General features: G+C 46.2%; 15 protein-coding genes. 9 read left to right on the forward strand and 6 right to left on the reverse strand.

The window, feature by feature from the left end:
* Positions 1 to 14 precede the first annotated feature (14 nt).
* The 3 genes from SPB21_RS11980 to SPB21_RS11990 all read right to left on the reverse strand — a co-directional run bounded on the left by SPB21_RS11980 (position 15) and on the right by SPB21_RS11990 (position 4,355).
* The gene (locus tag SPB21_RS11980; RefSeq protein WP_499866658.1) at positions 15 to 2,249 is read right to left on the reverse strand and encodes a TonB-dependent hemoglobin/transferrin/lactoferrin family receptor; all 2,235 of its coding nucleotides are present in this window, start codon (positions 2,247 to 2,249) and stop codon (positions 15 to 17) included.
* Between the two features lie 229 nt (positions 2,250 to 2,478).
* Complete coding sequence (locus tag SPB21_RS11985) at positions 2,479 to 3,306, reverse strand: ABC transporter ATP-binding protein (RefSeq protein WP_499866659.1); 828 nt, start codon at positions 3,304 to 3,306, stop codon at positions 2,479 to 2,481.
* Between the two features lie 2 nt (positions 3,307 to 3,308).
* On the reverse strand, positions 3,309 to 4,355 hold the full coding sequence (locus tag SPB21_RS11990) for a FecCD family ABC transporter permease (protein ID WP_499866660.1): 1,047 nt from the start codon (positions 4,353 to 4,355) through the stop codon (positions 3,309 to 3,311).
* A 790-nt stretch (positions 4,356 to 5,145) separates the two neighbouring features.
* Here SPB21_RS11990 and SPB21_RS11995 point away from each other — a divergent pair.
* The 7 genes from SPB21_RS11995 to SPB21_RS12025 all read left to right on the forward strand — a co-directional run bounded on the left by SPB21_RS11995 (position 5,146) and on the right by SPB21_RS12025 (position 13,901).
* A complete protein-coding gene (locus tag SPB21_RS11995; RefSeq protein WP_006514548.1) occupies positions 5,146 to 5,385 on the forward strand; it encodes a hypothetical protein in 240 nt (79 codons plus the stop codon).
* Positions 5,386 to 5,797: 412 nt separating this feature from the next.
* A complete protein-coding gene (locus SPB21_RS12000) occupies positions 5,798 to 6,037 on the forward strand; it encodes a hypothetical protein (protein WP_499866661.1) in 240 nt (79 codons plus the stop codon).
* A gap of 536 nt (positions 6,038 to 6,573) precedes the next feature.
* Positions 6,574 to 7,245 (forward strand): FeoA family protein, encoded by a 672-nt coding sequence (locus SPB21_RS12005; RefSeq protein ID WP_163667113.1) that lies wholly within the window; start codon positions 6,574 to 6,576, stop codon positions 7,243 to 7,245.
* Positions 7,238 to 9,556, forward strand: coding sequence for a Fe(2+) transporter permease subunit FeoB (feoB, locus tag SPB21_RS12010; RefSeq protein ID WP_499866662.1), 2,319 nt, complete (start codon positions 7,238 to 7,240; stop codon positions 9,554 to 9,556). The genes SPB21_RS12005 and feoB overlap by 8 nt, the downstream gene beginning before the upstream one ends.
* Positions 9,557 to 9,639: 83 nt before the next feature.
* A complete protein-coding gene (locus tag SPB21_RS12015; RefSeq protein WP_163667118.1) occupies positions 9,640 to 9,915 on the forward strand; it encodes a FeoC-like transcriptional regulator in 276 nt (91 codons plus the stop codon).
* A gap of 96 nt (positions 9,916 to 10,011) precedes the next feature.
* The gene (locus SPB21_RS12020) at positions 10,012 to 12,345 is read left to right on the forward strand and encodes an alpha/beta fold hydrolase (protein WP_499866664.1); all 2,334 of its coding nucleotides are present in this window, start codon (positions 10,012 to 10,014) and stop codon (positions 12,343 to 12,345) included.
* A gap of 179 nt (positions 12,346 to 12,524) precedes the next feature.
* Positions 12,525 to 13,901, forward strand: coding sequence for a fatty acid desaturase (locus SPB21_RS12025; protein WP_499059784.1), 1,377 nt, complete (start codon positions 12,525 to 12,527; stop codon positions 13,899 to 13,901).
* A gap of 159 nt (positions 13,902 to 14,060) precedes the next feature.
* Here SPB21_RS12025 and SPB21_RS12030 read toward each other — a convergent pair whose 3' ends face one another.
* Positions 14,061 to 15,416, reverse strand: a complete 1,356-nt coding sequence (locus SPB21_RS12030; protein WP_499866665.1) for an ATP-binding cassette domain-containing protein — start codon at positions 15,414 to 15,416, stop codon at positions 14,061 to 14,063.
* A gap of 294 nt (positions 15,417 to 15,710) precedes the next feature.
* Here SPB21_RS12030 and SPB21_RS12035 point away from each other — a divergent pair, with 294 nt between their 5' ends.
* Both SPB21_RS12035 and devC read left to right on the forward strand, forming a co-directional pair.
* Complete coding sequence (locus SPB21_RS12035) at positions 15,711 to 17,054, forward strand: HlyD family secretion protein (RefSeq protein ID WP_499866667.1); 1,344 nt, start codon at positions 15,711 to 15,713, stop codon at positions 17,052 to 17,054.
* 113 nt (positions 17,055 to 17,167) lie between these two features.
* On the forward strand, positions 17,168 to 18,343 hold the full coding sequence (gene devC / locus SPB21_RS12040) for an ABC transporter permease DevC (RefSeq protein ID WP_499866668.1): 1,176 nt from the start codon (positions 17,168 to 17,170) through the stop codon (positions 18,341 to 18,343).
* Positions 18,344 to 18,421: 78 nt separating this feature from the next.
* Here devC and SPB21_RS12045 read toward each other — a convergent pair whose 3' ends face one another.
* Positions 18,422 to 19,000: a TetR/AcrR family transcriptional regulator gene (locus tag SPB21_RS12045; RefSeq protein WP_163667136.1), complete on the reverse strand. Its 579-nt coding sequence runs from the start codon at positions 18,998 to 19,000 to the stop codon at positions 18,422 to 18,424.
* Between the two features lie 186 nt (positions 19,001 to 19,186).
* Complete coding sequence (locus SPB21_RS12050) at positions 19,187 to 20,002, reverse strand: radical SAM protein (protein ID WP_163696512.1); 816 nt, start codon at positions 20,000 to 20,002, stop codon at positions 19,187 to 19,189.
* Positions 20,003 to 20,024 lie beyond the last annotated feature (22 nt).

Genomic DNA, 20,024 nt, shown 5'->3' on the forward strand with positions numbered 1-20,024 from the left:
ATTGCTACCCTGGCTCAAAACTGCCAGGTCACACCAGCCTGAAGGTTTAACCCTGGCTGCTCAAAACGAGCCCGCCTTAAATTAAATAAACTGTCATTGCTATCTAAAAAGCGCACGTCAGAATAGCGCTCGTAGTCCGTGTCAAATAAATTGAACAATCCTAAATTAAAGGTCAGATTAGGATTGATTTGATAATAGCCAATCAGATCAAACACTGAGTAAGCATCGGGGACGAAGGGATCCTGGTCGGCCTCGGGTTCAAACCCTTCCCCCCTGGCTTCACCCACAAAGGTACTGACCAATTCTGCACCCCAGCGCTGATTGGGCGAGCTATAGCGCAATCCTAAGACGGCCTCAATCGGGTCTACAGTAGATAGCGGTTCATCAGAGGTAAGATTGTTGCCCTCAGTCCAGGATAGGGCTCCGAGTAAACTAAATCCTCCCTGACCTGGGGTAAATTGATACTCTGCTTTTGCTTCTACACCATAGGTCTCTACATCATCAATGTTGACGTTTTGAAAGACCAATAGGGGGCGACCGCCGCTAAATTCGGTATCCACCAACTGGTTGTCAATAAAGTCGTTGTACCGATTATAGAAACCGGCCAAGCTAACGTTAAATTTCGAAAAATTTCCCCGCATGCCCACTTCAAAACTGTTGCTGGTCTCTGCCTCCAGGTCAGGGTTGGGCTCCGTACGGTAGCCAAATATTTGATTGGTAAAACCGCTGTTGATCTCGTCATACTGCGGTGCTCGAAAACCGCGCGCATAGCGACCGTAAAAGCTGAGGGTATCCGTTGGCTGATAGACCAGGGCCAGGGTGGGAGAGAATGAACTATCGCTAAAGTCCGTTGCCGTTGCCCCATTACGCTCAAAGTCTTCGTCAATGGAAATGTTCAGATCGTAATAGTCATAACGTAGGCCGGGAATAACGCTAAAGGTGCCATCGCCAAACTCAATTTCATCCTGGAGATAAACTCCCACCCTGAAGGTATCTGAGTTGGGATAGTCCCGGGTGGGAAAATCGTCAGGAATAGCATTTTGGGTGGTATCCCCCGTAATCAGGTTGGTTTGAACGCGCTCCCGGGGACGGGCATTAAAGGTGTTAGAAATATCCACACCGTAGGTTAGACGGTGGTCGGTCTTCCCCCAGTCAAAGTCACTGCGCAGTTGCACATCACCGCCAAACACCTGATCCACAAAGCGGTTTTCACTCACTCGCAATGTTGGAAATCGCTGAAATGTTCTAAAGTCAAATCCCAACAGCTCCCGCTCGTTCTCTTCTTGGGTGCGAGAGTCTTGAAAATAAAGGCGAGCCCGAGCAAAATCCAGAAAAGAGCGACTTTCGGTATTGTCATAGTTATAGGCCAAACTTAACCGGGTGCGAGTCGTATCGACTTCCTCTTCAAATCGTGTGGTTGTACCTGTAATCAAAGGCAAATTTTCAGCCGATGTGGTGGTGTCGACGTCGTTATCAAACACCTCCACCGTAAAGTCGACGGCGCTGCTTTCATCCAGGTTATAAACCAGTTTGCCCAGTAGGCTGTTGCGTTGGCTATCTTGGTCATCACCCAGGTTTTCAGCTTCAGAACCATCACGGCGAGAATAGGCCAACAGCGTGTCAATATTTTCAAAGCGATTGATCTGCACAAATGTGCTGGTAAATCCAGTGTTGCGGCTATCAAAATTGGTTGAAGCCGTGGCAGCTGAGTCACGACCGACGGCTTCAATCAGCTCGGTGGGGTCCAGGGTAAAATAGCTGACTGTTCCACCTAACGCATCACTGCCATACAGGGTGGAGGCTGGCCCCCGCAGAATTTCAGCTGTACGAAGAATTTCCGTATCAAAATAATCTCGGCCTAAATTAAACCCCTGGCCAACGGTGACGGCATCCCCAAATTGGAAAGCTGAGGGCAATCGAATATCATCCACCTGAATTAGGATGCGATTGCCATCGATACCGCGAATATTAAAGTCTTGGAGGCCAAACTGGAGATTGTTGCCGACTGATACCCCAGGCTCATAACGAATCAGGTCAGAAATATCGCGAATCAGGCGACGATTGACATCATCGGCGTCAATCACTGTGACCGTGGCAGGCGCTGTCTGAATCGTTCGGGGTGTGCGGGTGCCTGTGACGGTAATGCGCAGCAGACCATCATCATCGTTATCGATAAGTTCTTCCGATTCTTCTGACTCCTCTGACGATTCTCCCTGAGCTATAAATGTCGCCTCTGACGTGGTTGTCAATGGGGACTTAACTGCTTGTCTACAAAAAGATTCAGCGTTTTCTGAGGTGGCTAAATAGTCACATCTATTACTAGCTTGGGTAGTGCTATTGAGAGCTATTAGAATGGCAAAAAAAGGGATATTAAAAAGAAAAAATCTCAATAAGCGCATAGGGTTCATTTCAGAAGAAGGAATTGATTGAAAAGCTAAGCAATAAACCGAGAAGCAAAGACCGTGAGCCTGGTTGACCTTAATTAATGGCGTTTGAGGCTAGTTCGGTGGTTTTGCTGGGTGGGGTGTGTGAGGTTGCTGCCAGGGGACAAATCTGTGGGCCGACGGGGGTGTCTAAAATGGCCACATCCACATCAAATGCCTGGGTCACAATGTCGGGGGTGAGGGTGTCATGGACTGAGCCAATGGCCCACAGCTTGCCCTGGCGCATAAAGGCCAGCCGATCGCTGTAGCGAGCCGCCAGATTAATGTCGTGCAATACGGTGATGATAGCTAGCTGTTCTTGTTGATTGAGCTGCTTGAGTAACTCTAAAAGCTGTAGCTGATAGTGGATATCTAAATAGGTGGTGGGTTCATCCAGCAGCAATACCCTGGGTTGCTGGGCCAGGGCCAGGGCTAAAAAGGCTCGCTGTCGTTGACCGCCAGACAAATTGGCAACGGGTTCGTGGCGATACTGGTCCATGTCAGTCCAGATCAGGGCCTGGTCGATGTGTTTATGGTCACGGCTGGTGAGATCCCACTGCCACCAGGGCTGGTGGGGCGAGCGGCCCAGACTCACCAGCTGATAGACGCTGAGACCCGCTGGCAAAATCTGCTGTTGGGGCAATAAGGCCAGCTTGCGAGCCACTGCTGTGGGCGACAGATTTTGAATATCGTGACCGCTGAGCAAAATAGAGCCCTGTTGAGGGGAGAGAATACGACCAAACAATCGCAGCAGGGTGGATTTACCAGAGCCGTTGGCCCCCAGAATGCTGAGCCATTCGCCTTGATGCAGGGTTAAATTTACCTGTTCAATAATCGCTTTGTTGCCATAGCCGCCCTGTAGACCCTGTGCCTCTAAAACCATGGCTAACCCCTTGTAATAGCTCCACTACGACGATACAGCAGCCACATAAATACAGGGGCTCCCATAATGGAGGTGACAATACCCACCGGTAGTTCAATGGGGCCTAGTCGGGCTAGCAAATCGGCGCTGCAAAGCACCAGGGCACCCCCAATGGCAGAGAAGGGAAGCACTAATCGGTAATCGTTGCCCACCAATAGTCGAACACCGTGGGGTACCAGTAAACCGACAAAGCCCACTAACCCGGCAATGCTGACGGCTCCTGCGGTGAGTAGGGTGGCAACTGCGCCAATCAGCAGTCGAGATCGCATCAATGACGACCCCAGTCCAACAGCTAAATCATCCCCCAGGCTTAACAGGTTTACCTGGCGTGCCAATAGGCACCCCGCCAGCAAACCCACCACTAAACTAGGGCTGACAATGATTAATTCTTGCCAGCCACGGCCATTGAGGCTGCCGGTCAACCAGGTCAGTGCCGCCTGCACCCGACCGTCCGCAGATAGCAATAGCAGCATGGTTTGTAACGCGGCAAATAATGTACTGGCGGCAACCCCCCCCAGAATCAGCCGCTCCACTGAGATTTCCCCCTTGGTTCTAGCCAGGCCAAACACAATGGCCATGGCGATCACCGATCCCAGCCAGGCCCCCAACGGCAACCAAATATCCCAGATATTAAGGCCCACGATCAGCACAGCGGCTAACCCAGCACCAGAGGAGATCCCCAGCAAAAAGGGGCTAGCCAGTCCATTGCGCAACATGCCCTGGAGTAATGCGCCAGCCATGCCCAGGGCTGAACCGACCACAATGGCCATCAGCACCCTGGGCAGTCGCAGGTCCCAGACGATGGTTTGGTTAATGCTGCTACCTTCCCTGTTGAGGGCGGCCCACACCTCTGGCTGCGTCAGAGCAACCGAGCCGAAGGATAGGGATATTGCGATCGCTAACAACAGCCCTAAGATCAGCATTAAACTCACCAGCACTACCTTGTAGCGTCGCCGATGAGGCACTGGCCATGCCTTGGTTAGATGTGCTTTCGAACGAACTGAACCCATGTCCGCCATACTACTTGCAATTAAGCCCATTAAAAATGAGCAATAAATACGGGTAATTACTTAGAAGAATCATTCTATTAATGACAATAGATGTCAAGTATATTTAATTACATAAAGAAAAATATCCATTCAGAGCCCATACTAGTAACGCTTTATCAGGTGGCCGTTTACTATCTTCTTTAAATTAAAAAGAATCTTTCTCAATAACTTGATTTTGATATATACTCGATAAAACAGGAGCTTAATTGCAAATGAAAGTCAATTAAGTAGGGATTCGTCCGGGAGACTACATCTGCGTCATCTTGTGGTCTCCACTTTTTTTAGATGCGAACGTCTCAGGGGGAATGTCAAGTCTGCTCAACATAAGCCAGAAATAATGCCTTTAAGCTGTCTTTGTTCTCCTCTCACTAGACAGCTTTTTCTTGTCAACCCTGGCCAGGGCTACCCAACTCTCCATGGGCTACAGGTTGTTCCCTCTAAATACAGTGCGGAAACAGAATGCGGAGACAGAATGCGGAGACAGGCTATATGTAAAGAAGTGCAAAAAGTTATCAGTTACTAGTTGCAAGAACGTTGAACCCTATTGGTTTTCTTTGTTGCCTAAATTTAGAACAACAAGAGCAGACTACGCAGTGGAACATCTCAGGTGTTTAGGCTAGTTGCCATTAATTACTAGCTATTGTTTAACGGTGCCTGCTGCGCCATGGTGCAGCAGGCGCTACTGTGTAGGAGATAGCTCAAACGCAACAAAACAGCTATCTAACGTTAGCTTCGCTAAGGAGATTGAATAATGGCCCATGCAACTGTTAAGAGAGTTTCACCCACACAAACTGCACCCCGGCAAGCCAACTGCACCGCCTGTTTAAGTCGCAATTGTCCTATGGCTGGTGCTGCAGAGTATCCAGTACAGTTTTGCAATAGCTACCGGCAGGCCAACTGTTATTTCTGTGACAAGTCAGATTGTGCCCTAAATGGCTCGCTAGATTCTCCTGTCATGGCGTGTGATCAGTTTGTGCCCATCGCTATTTAAGCTGTTGGCAAGCTCTTGATTAAGCTCAGTCACTAAAGACATTTATTGCTTTAGCTAACCATTAGCCCGCACTATGCGGGCTTTTCTTGTGTGAAGGATTATCTGTTGTTCCCCATAAATACAATGCGGAGACAGACCATGCATAAAGAATTGTAACAAGTTATCAGATGCTAGTTGCAAGAACGTTGAACAAGATATTTTTTACTTTTTTCCTAAAGTAAGAACGAAAAGAGGTTGACCAGTGTTTTGTCACCTTTTAATGGGTTAGAGATGAATTCTATTTGCCATTAACTACTAGCTATTGTTTAATGGCGTCTGCTGCGCCATGGTGCATCTGGCGCTACTGTATAGGAGATAGCTCAAACGCAACAAAACAGCTATCTAACGTTAGCTTCGCTAAGGAGATTGAATAATGGCCCATGCAACTGTTGAGAGAGTTTCACCCACACAAACTGCACCCCGGCAAGCCAACTGCACCGCCTGTTTAAGTCGCAATTGTCCTATGGCTGGTGCTGCAGAGTATCCAGTACAGTTTTGCAATAGCTATCGGCAGGCCAACTGTTATTTCTGTGACAAGTCAGATTGTGCCCTAAATGGTTCGCTAGATTCTCCTGTCATGGCGTGTGATCAGTTTGTGCCCATCGCTATTTAAGCTGTTGACAAGCTCTTGATTAAGCTCAGTCACTAAAGACATTTATTGCTTTAGCTAACCATTGGCCCGCATGATGCGGGCTTTTTTTTGTAAAACCCCTGACCAAAAATGACCCGTTAATTTTAGATACTATTCCAAATTTGCTGACATTAATTCACATTTACAAAAGAGATGACTGGCCGTCAGATCACCTGAGAAGTATTGAGGATACACCACAAGGGCACATGTCAATGCTCCCTATAAAACACTGGTATCTTAAGGAAAACAACATCCTGAGTAACATCTAGTCACATAAGTATAGTGTTTTGCAAGGGTTTGTTAAAGTATGCCATAGTAGTAAAAGTACCTAGGAAATCTCTGCTACTTATTAAGAATGCTTCTCGTTTTTGTTCGCTGCACCTGCCTGTTAACGCTAATAATCATCCCCAAAACAAGGTGGTCATTACTAGATTTCAAGGGCACGGACCTTTAGGACCTAATAAGACAATCTCGTGTTAGTTAAAACAGTTTAATTGTTACCCTCAGCCAGCAGAGTGATGTCTGACAGTATCCATAACACTAATAACGGCTGGAATGTTACCTATATCGGTGGCACAGCTGATTTGCAAGAGCCTCCTTCAGACACCGAGATGTCTGAGCCTGGTCATGGCTCCCGTTTGCCACTTGCCATGGCTACGGTGGGGGATCGGGTGTGGATTGCCCAACTTAACGGAGGGCAATCGATGGTTCGTCGCCTAACAGAGGTGGGGATTGTGCCAGGAAAGGAAATTACCGTCGCAAGTCGAACAGGCAGTGGATCAGTAGTTGTTGCCCTGCAAGGATGTCGGATTGGTTTGGGGGCTGGTATGGCCCACCGGGTCATGGTGACAACGGCAAACACAACTAACGGGGCTGTATCTCGGCAGCCCACACAGTCAATTAATGGAGAGAATGACATGACGTCAGAGATCGCTAGTTTAACGTTAAGTGATTTAAAGGTGGGGCAGTCAGGGCGTGTTCTAGGCTATCAGCCTGGCAGCCAAACCTATCGCGGCAAGCTCCTGTCTATGGGATTAACACCGGGTGCCCAGTTTGTGGTTGTTCGCCAGGCTCCGATGGGAGACCCCATGGAAATTAATGTGCGAGGGATGCATCTGAGCCTGCGTAAAGGAGAAGCAGCTGTTCTACAAGTCGAAGTCATTGAGGTGGAGGAGGAACGCCATGGATAACTTGACCATTGCCCTATTGGGAAACCCAAACTGTGGCAAAACAACTTTGTTTAACGCCCTAACTGGAGCCAACCAGCATGTGGGTAATTGGCCAGGGGTGACTGTAGATCGCAAAGAAGGGTGCTATCAATATGGTGGGAAGACCATCAATGTGGTTGACCTGCCAGGTATTTACGCCATCGACACCAGTGATGATGGTAACTCTATCGATGAAACAATTGCCTGTAACTATTTGCTCTCGGAGCAAGCCCAGGTTGTCGTCAATATTTTAGATAGCTCAAACCTGGAGCGTAACCTTTATCTGACAACACAAATTTTGGAAATGGGGCTACCGTTGATAGTCGCATTAAATATGACGGATGTGGCGTCAGACCAGGGTGCCCAGGTAAATGCTACCCTGCTGTCACAGCGGTTGGGCTGTCCAGTAATCCCCATGGTGGCCTCTAAAGAACAGGGCATAGATGACCTGCGCCGTTGTTTAGATACCTTTCTCACCTCCCCATACTTGCCTGAGTCCCAGGTGGTTTACCCGTCCTTGATCGAATCGGCGGTGACGGAGCTGCTGCCCATGGTAGAGTCCCATGGGCGTTGGTCGGTCCTAAAACTTTTGGAATATGATGACGCGGCTGTGCCGAATATCTCTTCAGCTGTTCTACAGCGGGTGTCAGAGCATCGTCACCGTATCCATCAGGTGTTAGGCGAAGATATTGATATTGTGGTGGCCGATGGGCGCTATAGCTATGTCCATCGGTTAGTGGGTGATGTGGTTAGCCAGCCGCAAAATCTTGGTGTTACGACCTCCGATAAGATTGACCAAGTGGTGTTAAACCGCTGGCTAGGCATCCCTATTTTCCTGGGGGTGATGTATCTGTTGTTTATGGTGGCTATCAATGTTGGTAGCGCATTTATCGACTTTTTTGACATTCTCTTTGGCACCGTGTTTGTTGACGGGCTGGGCCATTTATTAGCCGCTATTGGTATGCCGGAAGTGGTCCAGGTTGTATTGGCAGACGGCATGGGAGGGGGCATTCAAACGGTGGCCACCTTTATCCCAGTGATTGGCTGTTTGTTTTTATGCTTAGCATTTCTAGAAGACAGCGGCTACATGGCACGGGCTGCATTTGTGATGGATCGCTTTATGCGATTTGTTGGGCTACCGGGTAAATCGTTTGTGCCCATGTTAGTGGGATTTGGCTGTAATGTGCCTGCGATTATGGCCACGCGCACCTTGGAGAGTCGCCGCGATCGCATCCTCACTATTTTAATGAATCCGTTTATGTCCTGCGGCGCACGACTGCCGGTGTATGCCCTATTTGCCGCTGCCTTTTTCCCCAGGGCTGGGCAGAATATTGTGTTTTTGCTGTACCTGGTGGGGATGGCCATGGCGATCATCACTGGGCTGATCATGAAATACACCCTGCTTAAGGGAGAGGCCAATCCATTTGTGATGGAGCTGCCCACCTATCATGTGCCCACATTCAAAGGGGTGCTACTGCGAGCCTGGGAACGACTCAAAAGCTTTATCCTGCGGGCAGGAAAAGTAATCGTGATTATGGTGATGGTGCTGAGTCTGTTAAACACCGTTGGTGTTGATGGTTCCTTTGGCAATGAAGACAGCGAAAACTCGGTGCTCAGTTCCCTGAGTCAGGGCATCACGCCAGTCTTTGCCCCCATGGGCATTAGCCAAGATAACTGGCCTGCCACCGTTGGTATTTTTACCGGGGTGTTTGCCAAAGAGGCGGTTGTTGGCACCCTGGATTCTCTCTATGGCCAGCTAGGCAATGATGCGGCCATGGCCTCTGGGATAGAGGTTGAAACTGAATCGTTTGATTTCTGGGGGAATATCGGAGAGGCTTTTGCCACTATTCCCGCCAATCTGGCTGATCTTTCCGGTACCTTTTTAGACCCTCTAGGTCTGGCGGTCGGTGATGTTAGTAGCCTTGAGGTAGCAGCCGACGAACAAGAGGTGGCCTACACCACCTTTGGTCAAATGGTGCTGCGGTTTGACGGTCGGGTGGCCGCCTTTGCCTATCTATTATTTGTGTTGATGTACTTCCCCTGTGTTGCAGCCATGGGAGCTGTATATCGGGAAACCAATGCTGGATGGACCGCGTTTGTGGGTCTCTGGACCACGGGGTTAGCCTATTGGACCGCCGTAGCCTATTACCAGGTCATGACCTTTAGCCAACATCCCCGTAGTGCGTTGGCCTGGATTGTGGGATTGGGAGTTGTTGCGATCGCAACCATAGTGATCATGGGACTCTCTTCACGAACCAAACGGCGACGACGACTTACCCTTGAGGGTCAGTAAACGACAGAGGGAGCGATGGAGTCATCTATCGCTCCCTCTAGTGGTCTTAAACAAACTACGTCTCATATGAATCGAACCTCACAATGCTCAAGGATATCCAGACTTACATTGCTCAAAAACACACAGTCTCCATGGCGGATCTAGCGCTGCACTTTCATACGGATAGTTATGCGCTCCAGCCAATGCTCCAAAAACTGAGACGCAAGGGACGTATTCAAGAACTGCCGATGCCGATAAAATGTTGTGGTTGCACAGCCTGTTCCCAAGATAGCCTCAAGCTTTATGAATGGATAGGCAATACCGACAGACCTCAGTGCAAAGCCGATTCTGTTGCTTTGCACACCTGTACTAAGACATGACAATTGTCATTTATCCCCATGACCTGACGCCATAGTCGTGACATTAAACCCTGGATACGCTTGAACCATAGGAAGCTCCAGAGGAATTTATCAGTTATGCAAAAACGTTGGCTTGGTGCAGGTTTAATGGTGATATCCGTTGGTTTTATGGGGGGGGCTAGCCTACAGTTGTCAGCCACTGCCCAACCAGCCACTGAAGCTCAAGCTGGTTTACCTCCGTTAGTTCAGCGAGAGTTATTCTTTGCTAATCCAGAGATTACAGGGGCACAGCTATCTCCTGATGGTCAGTTTCTGGCGTTTCAAAAGCCCTTAAACGGGGTGATCAATGTTTGGGTAAAGGGCATCGATGAGCCGATGGAGGCCGCTCGCCCGGTGACAGCGGATACGGATAGCCCAATCATTGTTTACTTTTGGAGTGCCGATGGCCGCTACATTCTCTATGGTCAAGATAAAGAGGGCAATGAGAATTTCCACATTTACGCGGTTGAACCCGGCTCGTTGCATGAGACTGTTCCGACAGCCCGTAATTTGACCCCCATTGAGGGTATTGCGGCTCAAATTTATGCGGTCCCTAAGCAAACGCCTAATCAAATTATTGTGGGTCTTAACGATCGCAATCCGCAGTTCCATGATATCTATCGCTTGGACTTAACCACAGGCGAACGCACGTTACTGCTCCAGAACGATGACAATATTGGCTCTTGGACAACGGATTTAGCTGGTAATGTGCGTTTGGGGTATCGTCAGACCCTGGAGCGAGGAACTGAGATTTTAGCGGTGGACGACAATGGATTAACCCCTGTCTATACCTGTCGTATTGAAGAAACCTGTATTCCGTTGCGATTTCACCCAGATGGACAACAGGTGTATCTGATGAGCAACCGCGATCAAAACTTGATCCAGTTGGAACTGCTGAATCTTGAAAACCAACAAACCCAAGTTATAGAAATCGATCCTGAAAACCAGGTAGACCTGGGGGGGGCCCTGTTTTCAGAGGCCACGGACGAGCTGATCGCCACTTACTACATTGGCGATCGCACCCGTCTCTACCCGCAAACCGATCAGGTGGCCACTGATTTGGCATTTCTGCAGCAACAGCTGCCCGATGTGGATGTTTCGTTGCAGTCTGCGACCGAGGATGATCAGTTGGTTCTGATCACAGCCCACAGCGATGTCAATCCAGGGTCAACCTACCTATTTGATCGCAATGCTCAATCATTGGAAAAACTATACGATGTTCGGCCAGAGCTACCAAGGGAGCACATGGCCACCATGCAGCCGATCCGCTACACCGCCCGCGATGGCCTGGAGATTCCCGCCTATCTAACCCTGCCCCAGGGGGTAGAGCCTGTAAACTTGCCGGTGGTGGTGCTGCCCCACGGAGGGCCTTGGGATAGGGACACATGGGGATATAACACCTTTGTTCAGTTTCTGGCTAATCGTGGCTATGGGGTGCTACAGCCTAATTTTCGCGGTTCCACGGGGTATGGCAAAGAGTTTCTCAATGCGGGGAATAACGAGTGGGGAACAGGGGCGATGCAGCACGATATCACCGATGGTGTGCAGTACCTGATTGAGGCCGGGATTGCCGATCCAGAACGGGTGGGGATTGTGGGGGGCTCCTACGGGGGGTATGCCACCCTGGCTGGATTAGCCTTTACCCCTGATATTTATGCCGCCGGTGCATCTATTGTGGGGCCGTCTAACCTGATCACCCTGTTAAACTCAATTCCCCCCTATTGGGCGTCCCTAAAAGCTACCTTTGCGTTGCGTTTGGGTGACCCCAATAACCCAAGCGATCGCAACCGGCTAGAAGCACAGTCACCCTTATTTTCCGCTGATCAGATCCAGTCACCGCTGATGGTGATTCAAGGCGCGAACGATCCCCGCGTTAAACAGGCTGAGTCCGATCAAATTGTGGTAGCCCTGCGAGATCTAGACCGACCTGTCGAATACCTGGTAGCTCCCGATGAAGGCCATGGTTTTCGGAAAGAGATTAACAATCTAGCCATGACGGCAGCCTTAGAACGATTTTTCGCCGAGCACCTGAGTGGGCGCTATCAGCCGGAGATGTCTACAGAAGTAGAGGCTCAGCTGACAGCTTTAACCGTTGATGTGGCCACTGTTACGGCAGATGCTTCCACAGAGCCTGAGGAGGTTGCCGTTGATCCCGCTGTGTATGAGCGCTATGTCGGTACCTACCAACTGTTACCCAATATGCAGCTCGACATTCGCGTAGAAGAAGAACAGCTGATCGCTCAGGCCACAGGCCAAGAATCTTTTCCCCTTTACCCTGCGTCCGAGACCCAGTTCTTTGCCCGCATCGCCGATATTTTTATTCAGTTCGATGTGTCAACAGCAGAAACCGTTAGCGGTCTGACGCTTTATCAATCAGGGCAAGAACTCGTTGCCCCCAAGGTTGAAGAGTAAACGTCATTAAAAGTGAACAATCCTGTAGGGGCACTCCCTTGTGGATGCCCTTTGACACCATAATCTGATTAATCATTAAGATATGCTTACATGAATTTTGGACTGATCAATCAATTTGTGTTGTTTAGGGCATACTCCATCTAGGGCATACTCCTTTTACTGAAAGAACTATTGCCAAGATGATTAATCATAAACATGAATGCAAGTTTCTGCCGAAAGAAACTTGCATTAGTTATGAGGAATTAAAAAAACATTCCACTTATTCAGATGCGTGGATTGCCATTAATGGGCTTGTTTACGACATTACGGATTTCATCCCCAAACACCCTTTTGGTGACACCTTTAGAGGGAATTTAGGGACAGATTGTAGCGGTTTTTTTTCGTCTGCACATGTTCGCACGAATGTAGAAAACCTCATGGAGAATGAGCATTTTTTACAGAAAAATGACATAAAACTAGTAGGCAAACTTGACGTCACCCAAGATTACTTATACAAAGATAATGACAACAAATATTTAGATAGAATCGTTTATCAGAAACTATGCAATGATGAATTTTGGTTGGAGCTAAAAGCCAAGGTCCATGAATACTTGATAGAGAATGATGAATCGACTCATTACTCTGCACATGAGGGAATTTTCTATCTTCTATACTATTCCAGTATATTTGTACTTTTATCATATTTCACCTGGATAAATTCCTCAATCTTGTCAGCGACATTACTGGGATTCCATATGGTTTGTGTGTCAGCTGGTATGTCCCATATGGTTGCGCATTTTGGCTTCACGAGAAATAAGTTACTAAATTTCGTCGCTTTGTATCTGATGGATTTGGGCGGATACTCATGTTTAGAATGGCAAATTTCTCATCAAACCCACCATAATCAACCCCATTCATCCATAGATTATCAAACTAATCAATACGCCCCCATACGTATTCATAAGTATGTAAAGCATGGTAAGTACCACAAATATCAATATATTTATTTTTGGATAGGGATTTTATTTTATCATTTTCGTGTTTTTCCCATGGGCACTATTTGGCTCATTAAAAATAGAGAGTTTGTGCGTTATAAATATGAGGTGATCGCCCATATTTTTGCCAAATTAGTCTTTCTTTCACTTATTGCTTATTGTGGATACATCAGTAGTATTTGGAATGCGCTGATTCTATTAACCATATATTCGATATCTTACTCATTTTTTGCTTTTATCTTGCTCTACAATGATCACGAAGAAACCCATAATGTTTTAGCAGTAAATGAAAATATAAATCTTTATCATAAGAAGTTTTCATGGGCTGAAACTCAAGTCAGAACATCTGGTAATTGGCATCCAACTAACTGGATACTATCCTTTATCGAATTTCATTATGGCTACTTTAATTACCACATAGAACATCATTTATTTCCGAGTTTTAAGCCAAGCTTACTGAAAAAGATAAGCCCAATCGTTAAAGGTGTATGCGACAAATATGATATTCCATACATTTCAACAACATTTTTTGAGGTTCATCGCTCATTTCAAAGGCATATCACAAAAATGGGGCTTCCCTAAAAGAGTAAAATGTGGAGCTGCTCCAGCTTAGGGGACCATCACAACTCACGCACCTCAGCATAGGATAAAAATATCGAGCACGATAGAGTTTGCCTGATGGTAAGAATATTATTTCCCTTGAGTCCCACCTCTGCGTGAAATAATATTTTTTCCCTCGTTTCATCTGGATGTATGGTTAGATGAAGTCATTGAATGATACATTTTTTGAGTATATAAAATACTAGATTTCACCGTAAACCCGAGGGACTGAGTTAACTCAAAGAAATGTTCTTCATCGTTATGATTAAACGATGAATCGCCTATCTTATTTAAGGCTTGAACTACTGCAAAAACCTCATTTTTGTCATTTACTATAGGTAAACAGAGGATATTCCGGGTGAGACAACCCGTATCACGATCAACTTGAGGATTAAATCTTGCATCATTGTAGGGATCCTCAATATTCAAAATTTCTCCCGTTGTGGCCACATATCCTGCAATGCCAGAATCTATAGGGATTTCAATACTGATTAACTGATCATCTTTGCCGCGCGCATTTTTTGACCACAAAATTTTGCGACTATGATCAACTACAAAAAAGGTGACTTGTTCAGCTTGAAGCAATTGAGCAATTTTTAATGAAATCGCCTGAAAAGTAATTTGAAGCTTAGAGTTAAAGGATTGATCCCTAAGCAGATTCATTGAACTCACGACTTGTTCTAATTCGTGATTAAGTTTATTTAGAAAATCAGAGAATTGAGATGCAGATAGAGGAGAGATTAGGTTATTAATCGCATTAACATCTGTTTCTAAAATAAATGACGTCAGGTTGCTTAAACCAAGCAAAAACTCACCTTTAGAAATAGACAAACGTCCATCTTCCAAACTAATAATACGATCAGCAATATCTAAAATACGGTTATCATGCGTCACTAAAATAATTGTGCAACCTTGCTGCTTTGCCAATTGTTGCATCAGTTCTACAACTTCACGCCCTGTGTGTCCATCGAGAGAGGCTGTGGGTTCATCGGCTAAAATGACTTGAGGTTTATTAACCAATGCACGAGCAATGGCAACCCGTTGCTTTTGTCCTCCTGATAGTTGCTCGGGGCGTGAGTATAGGTGTTTTCCTAAACCCACTGCCTCTAGCGCAGCTTTTGCTTGGGCTTTGGATCTCTTGGCTGAAATTGGATATAGTGCTGCCGCCATTTCGACATTTTTGATGGCGTTTAGAGAGCTTAATAGATTATGGTCCTGAAAAATGAAGCCAATTTGGCGACGAATTTTCTCTAAACGACCATGACTGACCCCTCTCATTTCCTGCCCTAAGACTTGTAAACTGCCTTCCTGAACGGTTCGTAATCCGCCCATTAAGGTGAGTAATGTCGTTTTACCAGATCCAGAAGGTCCTGTCATAATGACAATCTCCCCCGCCTGAATCTCAAGGTATATATCAAATAATATTTGTCGGCGGAGACGTCCTGCACCGTAATAATGGCTTAGCTGATTGGCGACAATGGTGGATTCTAATGCCATTGCTTTTAGTACTTCAGAATTGTGGTAAATGCCTACGCAAAATTAAATCTACTCATACAACTTGCCGAAGGTAGTGGAGATTACTGAAAGAGTCAATGGGGCGCTTTTATTTTGGGCTCTAATGGTTTACCTGCCAGCCTTAGGGAACTCTATTAAGGCTGACAAAATAACTCATTCTCAAGCCAATGGACATGACAACTCGCCCCATAAGTGCGTGATCAGCAGCGTTCGGACCTCGGCTTCAACGTGTAAGCAACTTTAGTTGCATCAATCTGCTCAAGCGGAGTTTTCACTATGCGGACTTTCATCGAACATATTTTCAACAATAATTTTACAAAACCTTACCGAAAGCAACTCACTCAACACCCTAAGCTTTGGATGATTGCGTTGTTAAGTATGACGATGGCATCGGCCCTTGGTGCTTTTTTGATTAGTGGCATTGGCCGGGAGGACAATGTGGCTAGTCAGATTGCCTTGGGGGCTTTAAATGACTATGCTGAACCAGCGTCAGTCTCTGCCTTAGGTTTTTTGAAACCTGAAGATGAGGTGACCAATATATCAGGAGCTGTTTCACCTCAGGGAGCGCGGATTGATCAGTTACTAGTGTCTCAAGGAGAACACGTTAAAGCGGGTCAAATAGTTGCAGTTCTTGATAATGAACCTCGCTTGAAAGCCGCTTTGAAGAAGGCTAAAGCCCGAGTCAACATAGCCCGCTCCAGGCTTTTGCAAGTGGAAGCAGGAGCCAAAGAAGGAGAGATTAATGCATTGGCAGCTAAACTGGAAAATTTAGACGCTGAACTGCAAGGTCAAATTATTGTCCAACAAGCGACCATTAAACGATTAGAGGCAGACTTAGCCGGAAAAATGGCAGCTCAAAAAGCAGTTAACGATCGGATTTCAGCAGAGTTTATAAATGCTGAAGCCGAATGTACGCGGTTTGAGCATTTACATGCTCAAGGAGCAGTTTCAGAGTCTGAGCATGCCTTGAAGTGTTTAGAAAAAGAGATTGCTTACAAGCAAGAAGTTGAGTCTGAAGCTACACTAACCCGCATTATCAATAGTGGTCAAGAACAAATAGTAGAGGCAGAAGCACAACTTGAGAGAACAATTAACACCATGCGATACCAGAAAGCGGAAACTCAAGCTACCCTCGACCAGAGTTCTGAAGTTCGTGACGTGGATATTGCCCTTGCCCAGGCTGAATTAGCAGATGCAATGGTTGGTGTTGAGCAAGCTCAGGCAGAGCTTGAGCTTGCCTATGTCAGGGCACCCAGAGCAGGTCAGGTCTTGAAAATTAGCACCCGGCCAGGTGAAATTATTTCCAATCAAGGCATTTTAGAGCTAGGTCAAACTCAGCAAATGTATGCGATCGCTGAGGTCTATGAAACAGATATTAGTCGAGTCCATATAGGACAGAAAGCAGCTATTACGAGCGATGCTATCCCCTACACATTGCAGGGGACTGTCGATGAAATTGGCTTACAAATTGGTAAGCAAGAAGTATTTAGTACTAACCCCGCTTTTGATGTAGATGCTAGGGTGGTAGAAGTCAAAATCCGTCTTAATCCAGAAGATAGTCAAAAAGTTTCAGGTATGACCAATTTGAGAGTTGAAACGGTAATTAAAACCCCTGGATAAGACAATTCTTTCCTAATATATTGGGGCAGGAGTAAGTAGAGGCTACTGTTTGATGAGGGCATACTGTGCAGGTTAGATTTTCATCCTGTCCCTCATATTTCTGAGGTTTCAATATGTTTCGGACATTCTCGGTCGCTTGGGCTCAACTATTGCACCAAAAGGTCCAAACAATTGTTACGATTCTGGGCGTTGCTGTTACTGCAATTCTACTGTTCATGCAGGTTGGATTCCGTGTAGGTCTCTTAGAGAGTAGTACTCAACTTCCTGCTAGTTTCCAAAGTGATATTGTTCTAATCAGTAGCTCTTCTATAGCTTTTTCGGTTGCCGTACCGTTTTCGGAACGTCGCTTAAATCAAGTTCTAGCCTTTGAAGAGGTGGAATCGGTAACGCCTATCTATATCACAATGATTTTCGTAAAAAGGCTGGAAGAACAACCTAAGTTCATGTCTTCTATGCAAGTCATTGCCTTCCCCCTCAAACCCAATGTGATGGATGTGCCAGGGTTGGCAGAAAATTTAGACAAGATAAAAGATGATAATTTTTTCTTACTGGATGGAAGGTCGCGTCCAGAACTATCTTCATTAATTGCTGAAATAAAAAATAATGGTAGAGTGAGCACTGAAATAACAAGTATTGGCTTTGAAAGAAAAAAAGTTGATCTTGTGGGTTTATTTGAGATGGGTGCAAGCACCTTCTACAATGGTAACTTAATCACCAGTGAAGCTAATTTCTTGAAAATTTTTGGCCTAGGTCAAGGAGAAATTATTGCTGGTTTAGTTCATGTCAAACCCGGAGTTGATGTTCCTCAATTAATATCTCGAATAAAAAGTTATCTGCCTGACGATGTGAAGATTATGTCTCGGAAAGAACTCATCAGGGAAGACAAGGCGTTTATAGAAACTAGCTCGCCCATGGGCATAGTTATTCTCTTCGCAATGCTTTTTTCGATTTTAATTGGAATTGTAGTACTATACCAAGTTCTTTATCAAAACATATCAAGGTTCGCTAAGGAGTATGCAACATTAAAAGCGATTGGCTATAGTCAACGATTTTTGGTGGAAATTGTGTTGGAGCAGGTATTCGTTTTCGCTATTTTGGGTTACATTCCTGGTTTTATTGCTTCTTGTTTTGTCTATGATGCGTTATCTGCAGCTACTAAGATGAAGTTTCTAATGAGCTTCAACATAGCAGCTTTTGTCCTGTTCGTAATTTTCTTTATTTGTACAGTTTCTGGAATTATTGCAACAAATAAATTGAAAGAAGCAAATCCCGTAGACGTTTTTAACTAGGGGTTGCTGATGATCACTCCACTCATCAATGTGGTAGCAGCGGTCGATCTTGTTTGACATCACGAATATCCTGACTCTTTAGGGATACCCAGTCTCTATTAGAAGAGTTGCGGCTTGTTTTGCCTGTTGGGCAGCGTCTGAAGATTGCTCCATCATCGCGACAATGGTTGCTCCATTGATCAAAATCACCAGCTGTTGTGTGATTATTTCTGGATTCGGATGCTGCGTTGCTTTGACCAGGCTGAGCAGATAATCTTTAATCACTTGCTGATGTCTGAGGGATACCTGGTAGCCAGGGTGATCTGGATCGGCCAGTTCGACAGCAGAATTGATAAAGGCACAGCCGCGAAAGTTGGGTGCTTCAAACCATTCTTGCAACACATCAAAGACAACAAGCAGACGTTCGCGAGGCTCGGTGGTAATTTCTTCTACCCGGCGTGTAAACCAGTTGCCCCAACTTTCATCCTGCTGCTGAAGATAGGCTGCAATCAAGGCATCCTTGGACTTGAAGTTATTGTAGAGGGACATTTTGGCAACACCCGACTCGGCAATGATGCGGTCAATGCCAACGTTTTGAACGCCTTCTTTGTAGAAGAGTTCAGAAGCAGCCGTCAGGATGCGATCGCGAGCAGATGGGCGTTTAGTACGAGGCGGCATAGGCGCTATAACCAGTTAGTTCCGATCGTGTAGACAGGTCTGTATATTGTAAACGATTTAGTCTGGGATAAATTGGCTCCTTGGATAACTGCACCGCTTAAAAGCGTGTGACTCAAATCTGCAAAAAGGCAAGCAATATGGGGTGATGGGGGGATGCAATAGCTGCCAAATTTCTGCCATTGGGTATTAGTTAGATCTAAGTTCTTCCACATCAATGGTTGGATAGTTTGTGGGGATGCCTAAACAGGCTTCAATTTTAGTTGCAAACTCCCTTAAGTACTCTGTACTGATACATTTGAGCGTTGGTTCTGCATTGAATGTGGTGATGGACAGTTGATTTTCCCTGGCATTTTGCTGCTGTCTCTTTAAACAAGGTCGAGCGGGCACGTTCAGTTGAATCGTATCGGGCAAAATATCTTGGATCATCTGAATATACTTAGCTTGACTTTGTGAGTCCCACAGATTCGAGAGTGTTGTTTGGAGGGTGAGTTTGCCTGAATAGCTGTTAGAGAACTGGCAAAGGCTTTGAAAAATAGATTTCAGACGAAGCCGTGCAACAGGCTGATTGATGCCCTGAAGTTGCTGCTGGGATATGGCGTCTAGCTTCACAACAACGTGATCGGCTAACTGTAGATCAGCACAAACAGTCTGATCGCTCAGCAAACTACCATTGGTTAGAACCGTAATCGGCACCATTGTCTGTTCTTTAATACAGGCGATAATTTCACCCAGGTTGAGCGCTAATGTGGGCTCTCCACTGCCGTTGAGGGTGACAACATCAATGGCCCCCAAGGGCAGCAAGTCTGTAAGGGCTCGATAAATTTGCGGGGTACTCACAAAGATTTGACGCTGGCTCGTTTTGTGTTGAATATTGCCCAGATGACAGTAGATGCAATTAAAGGAACACGTTGAAATGGGTCCAACAGGATCAATCCCTAAAGATTGACCAAACTGCCATGATGGTACTGGACCATAAATGGGATTAAACGATGTGGAAGCCATGATGCTTTGCCTTCATTGTTAC

Origin of the sequence: Leptothoe sp. ISB3NOV94-8A, from assembly GCF_043421595.1 — a bacterium.
GTDB classification, from domain to species: domain Bacteria; phylum Cyanobacteriota; class Cyanobacteriia; order Phormidesmidales; family Phormidesmidaceae; genus Leptothoe; species Leptothoe turfae.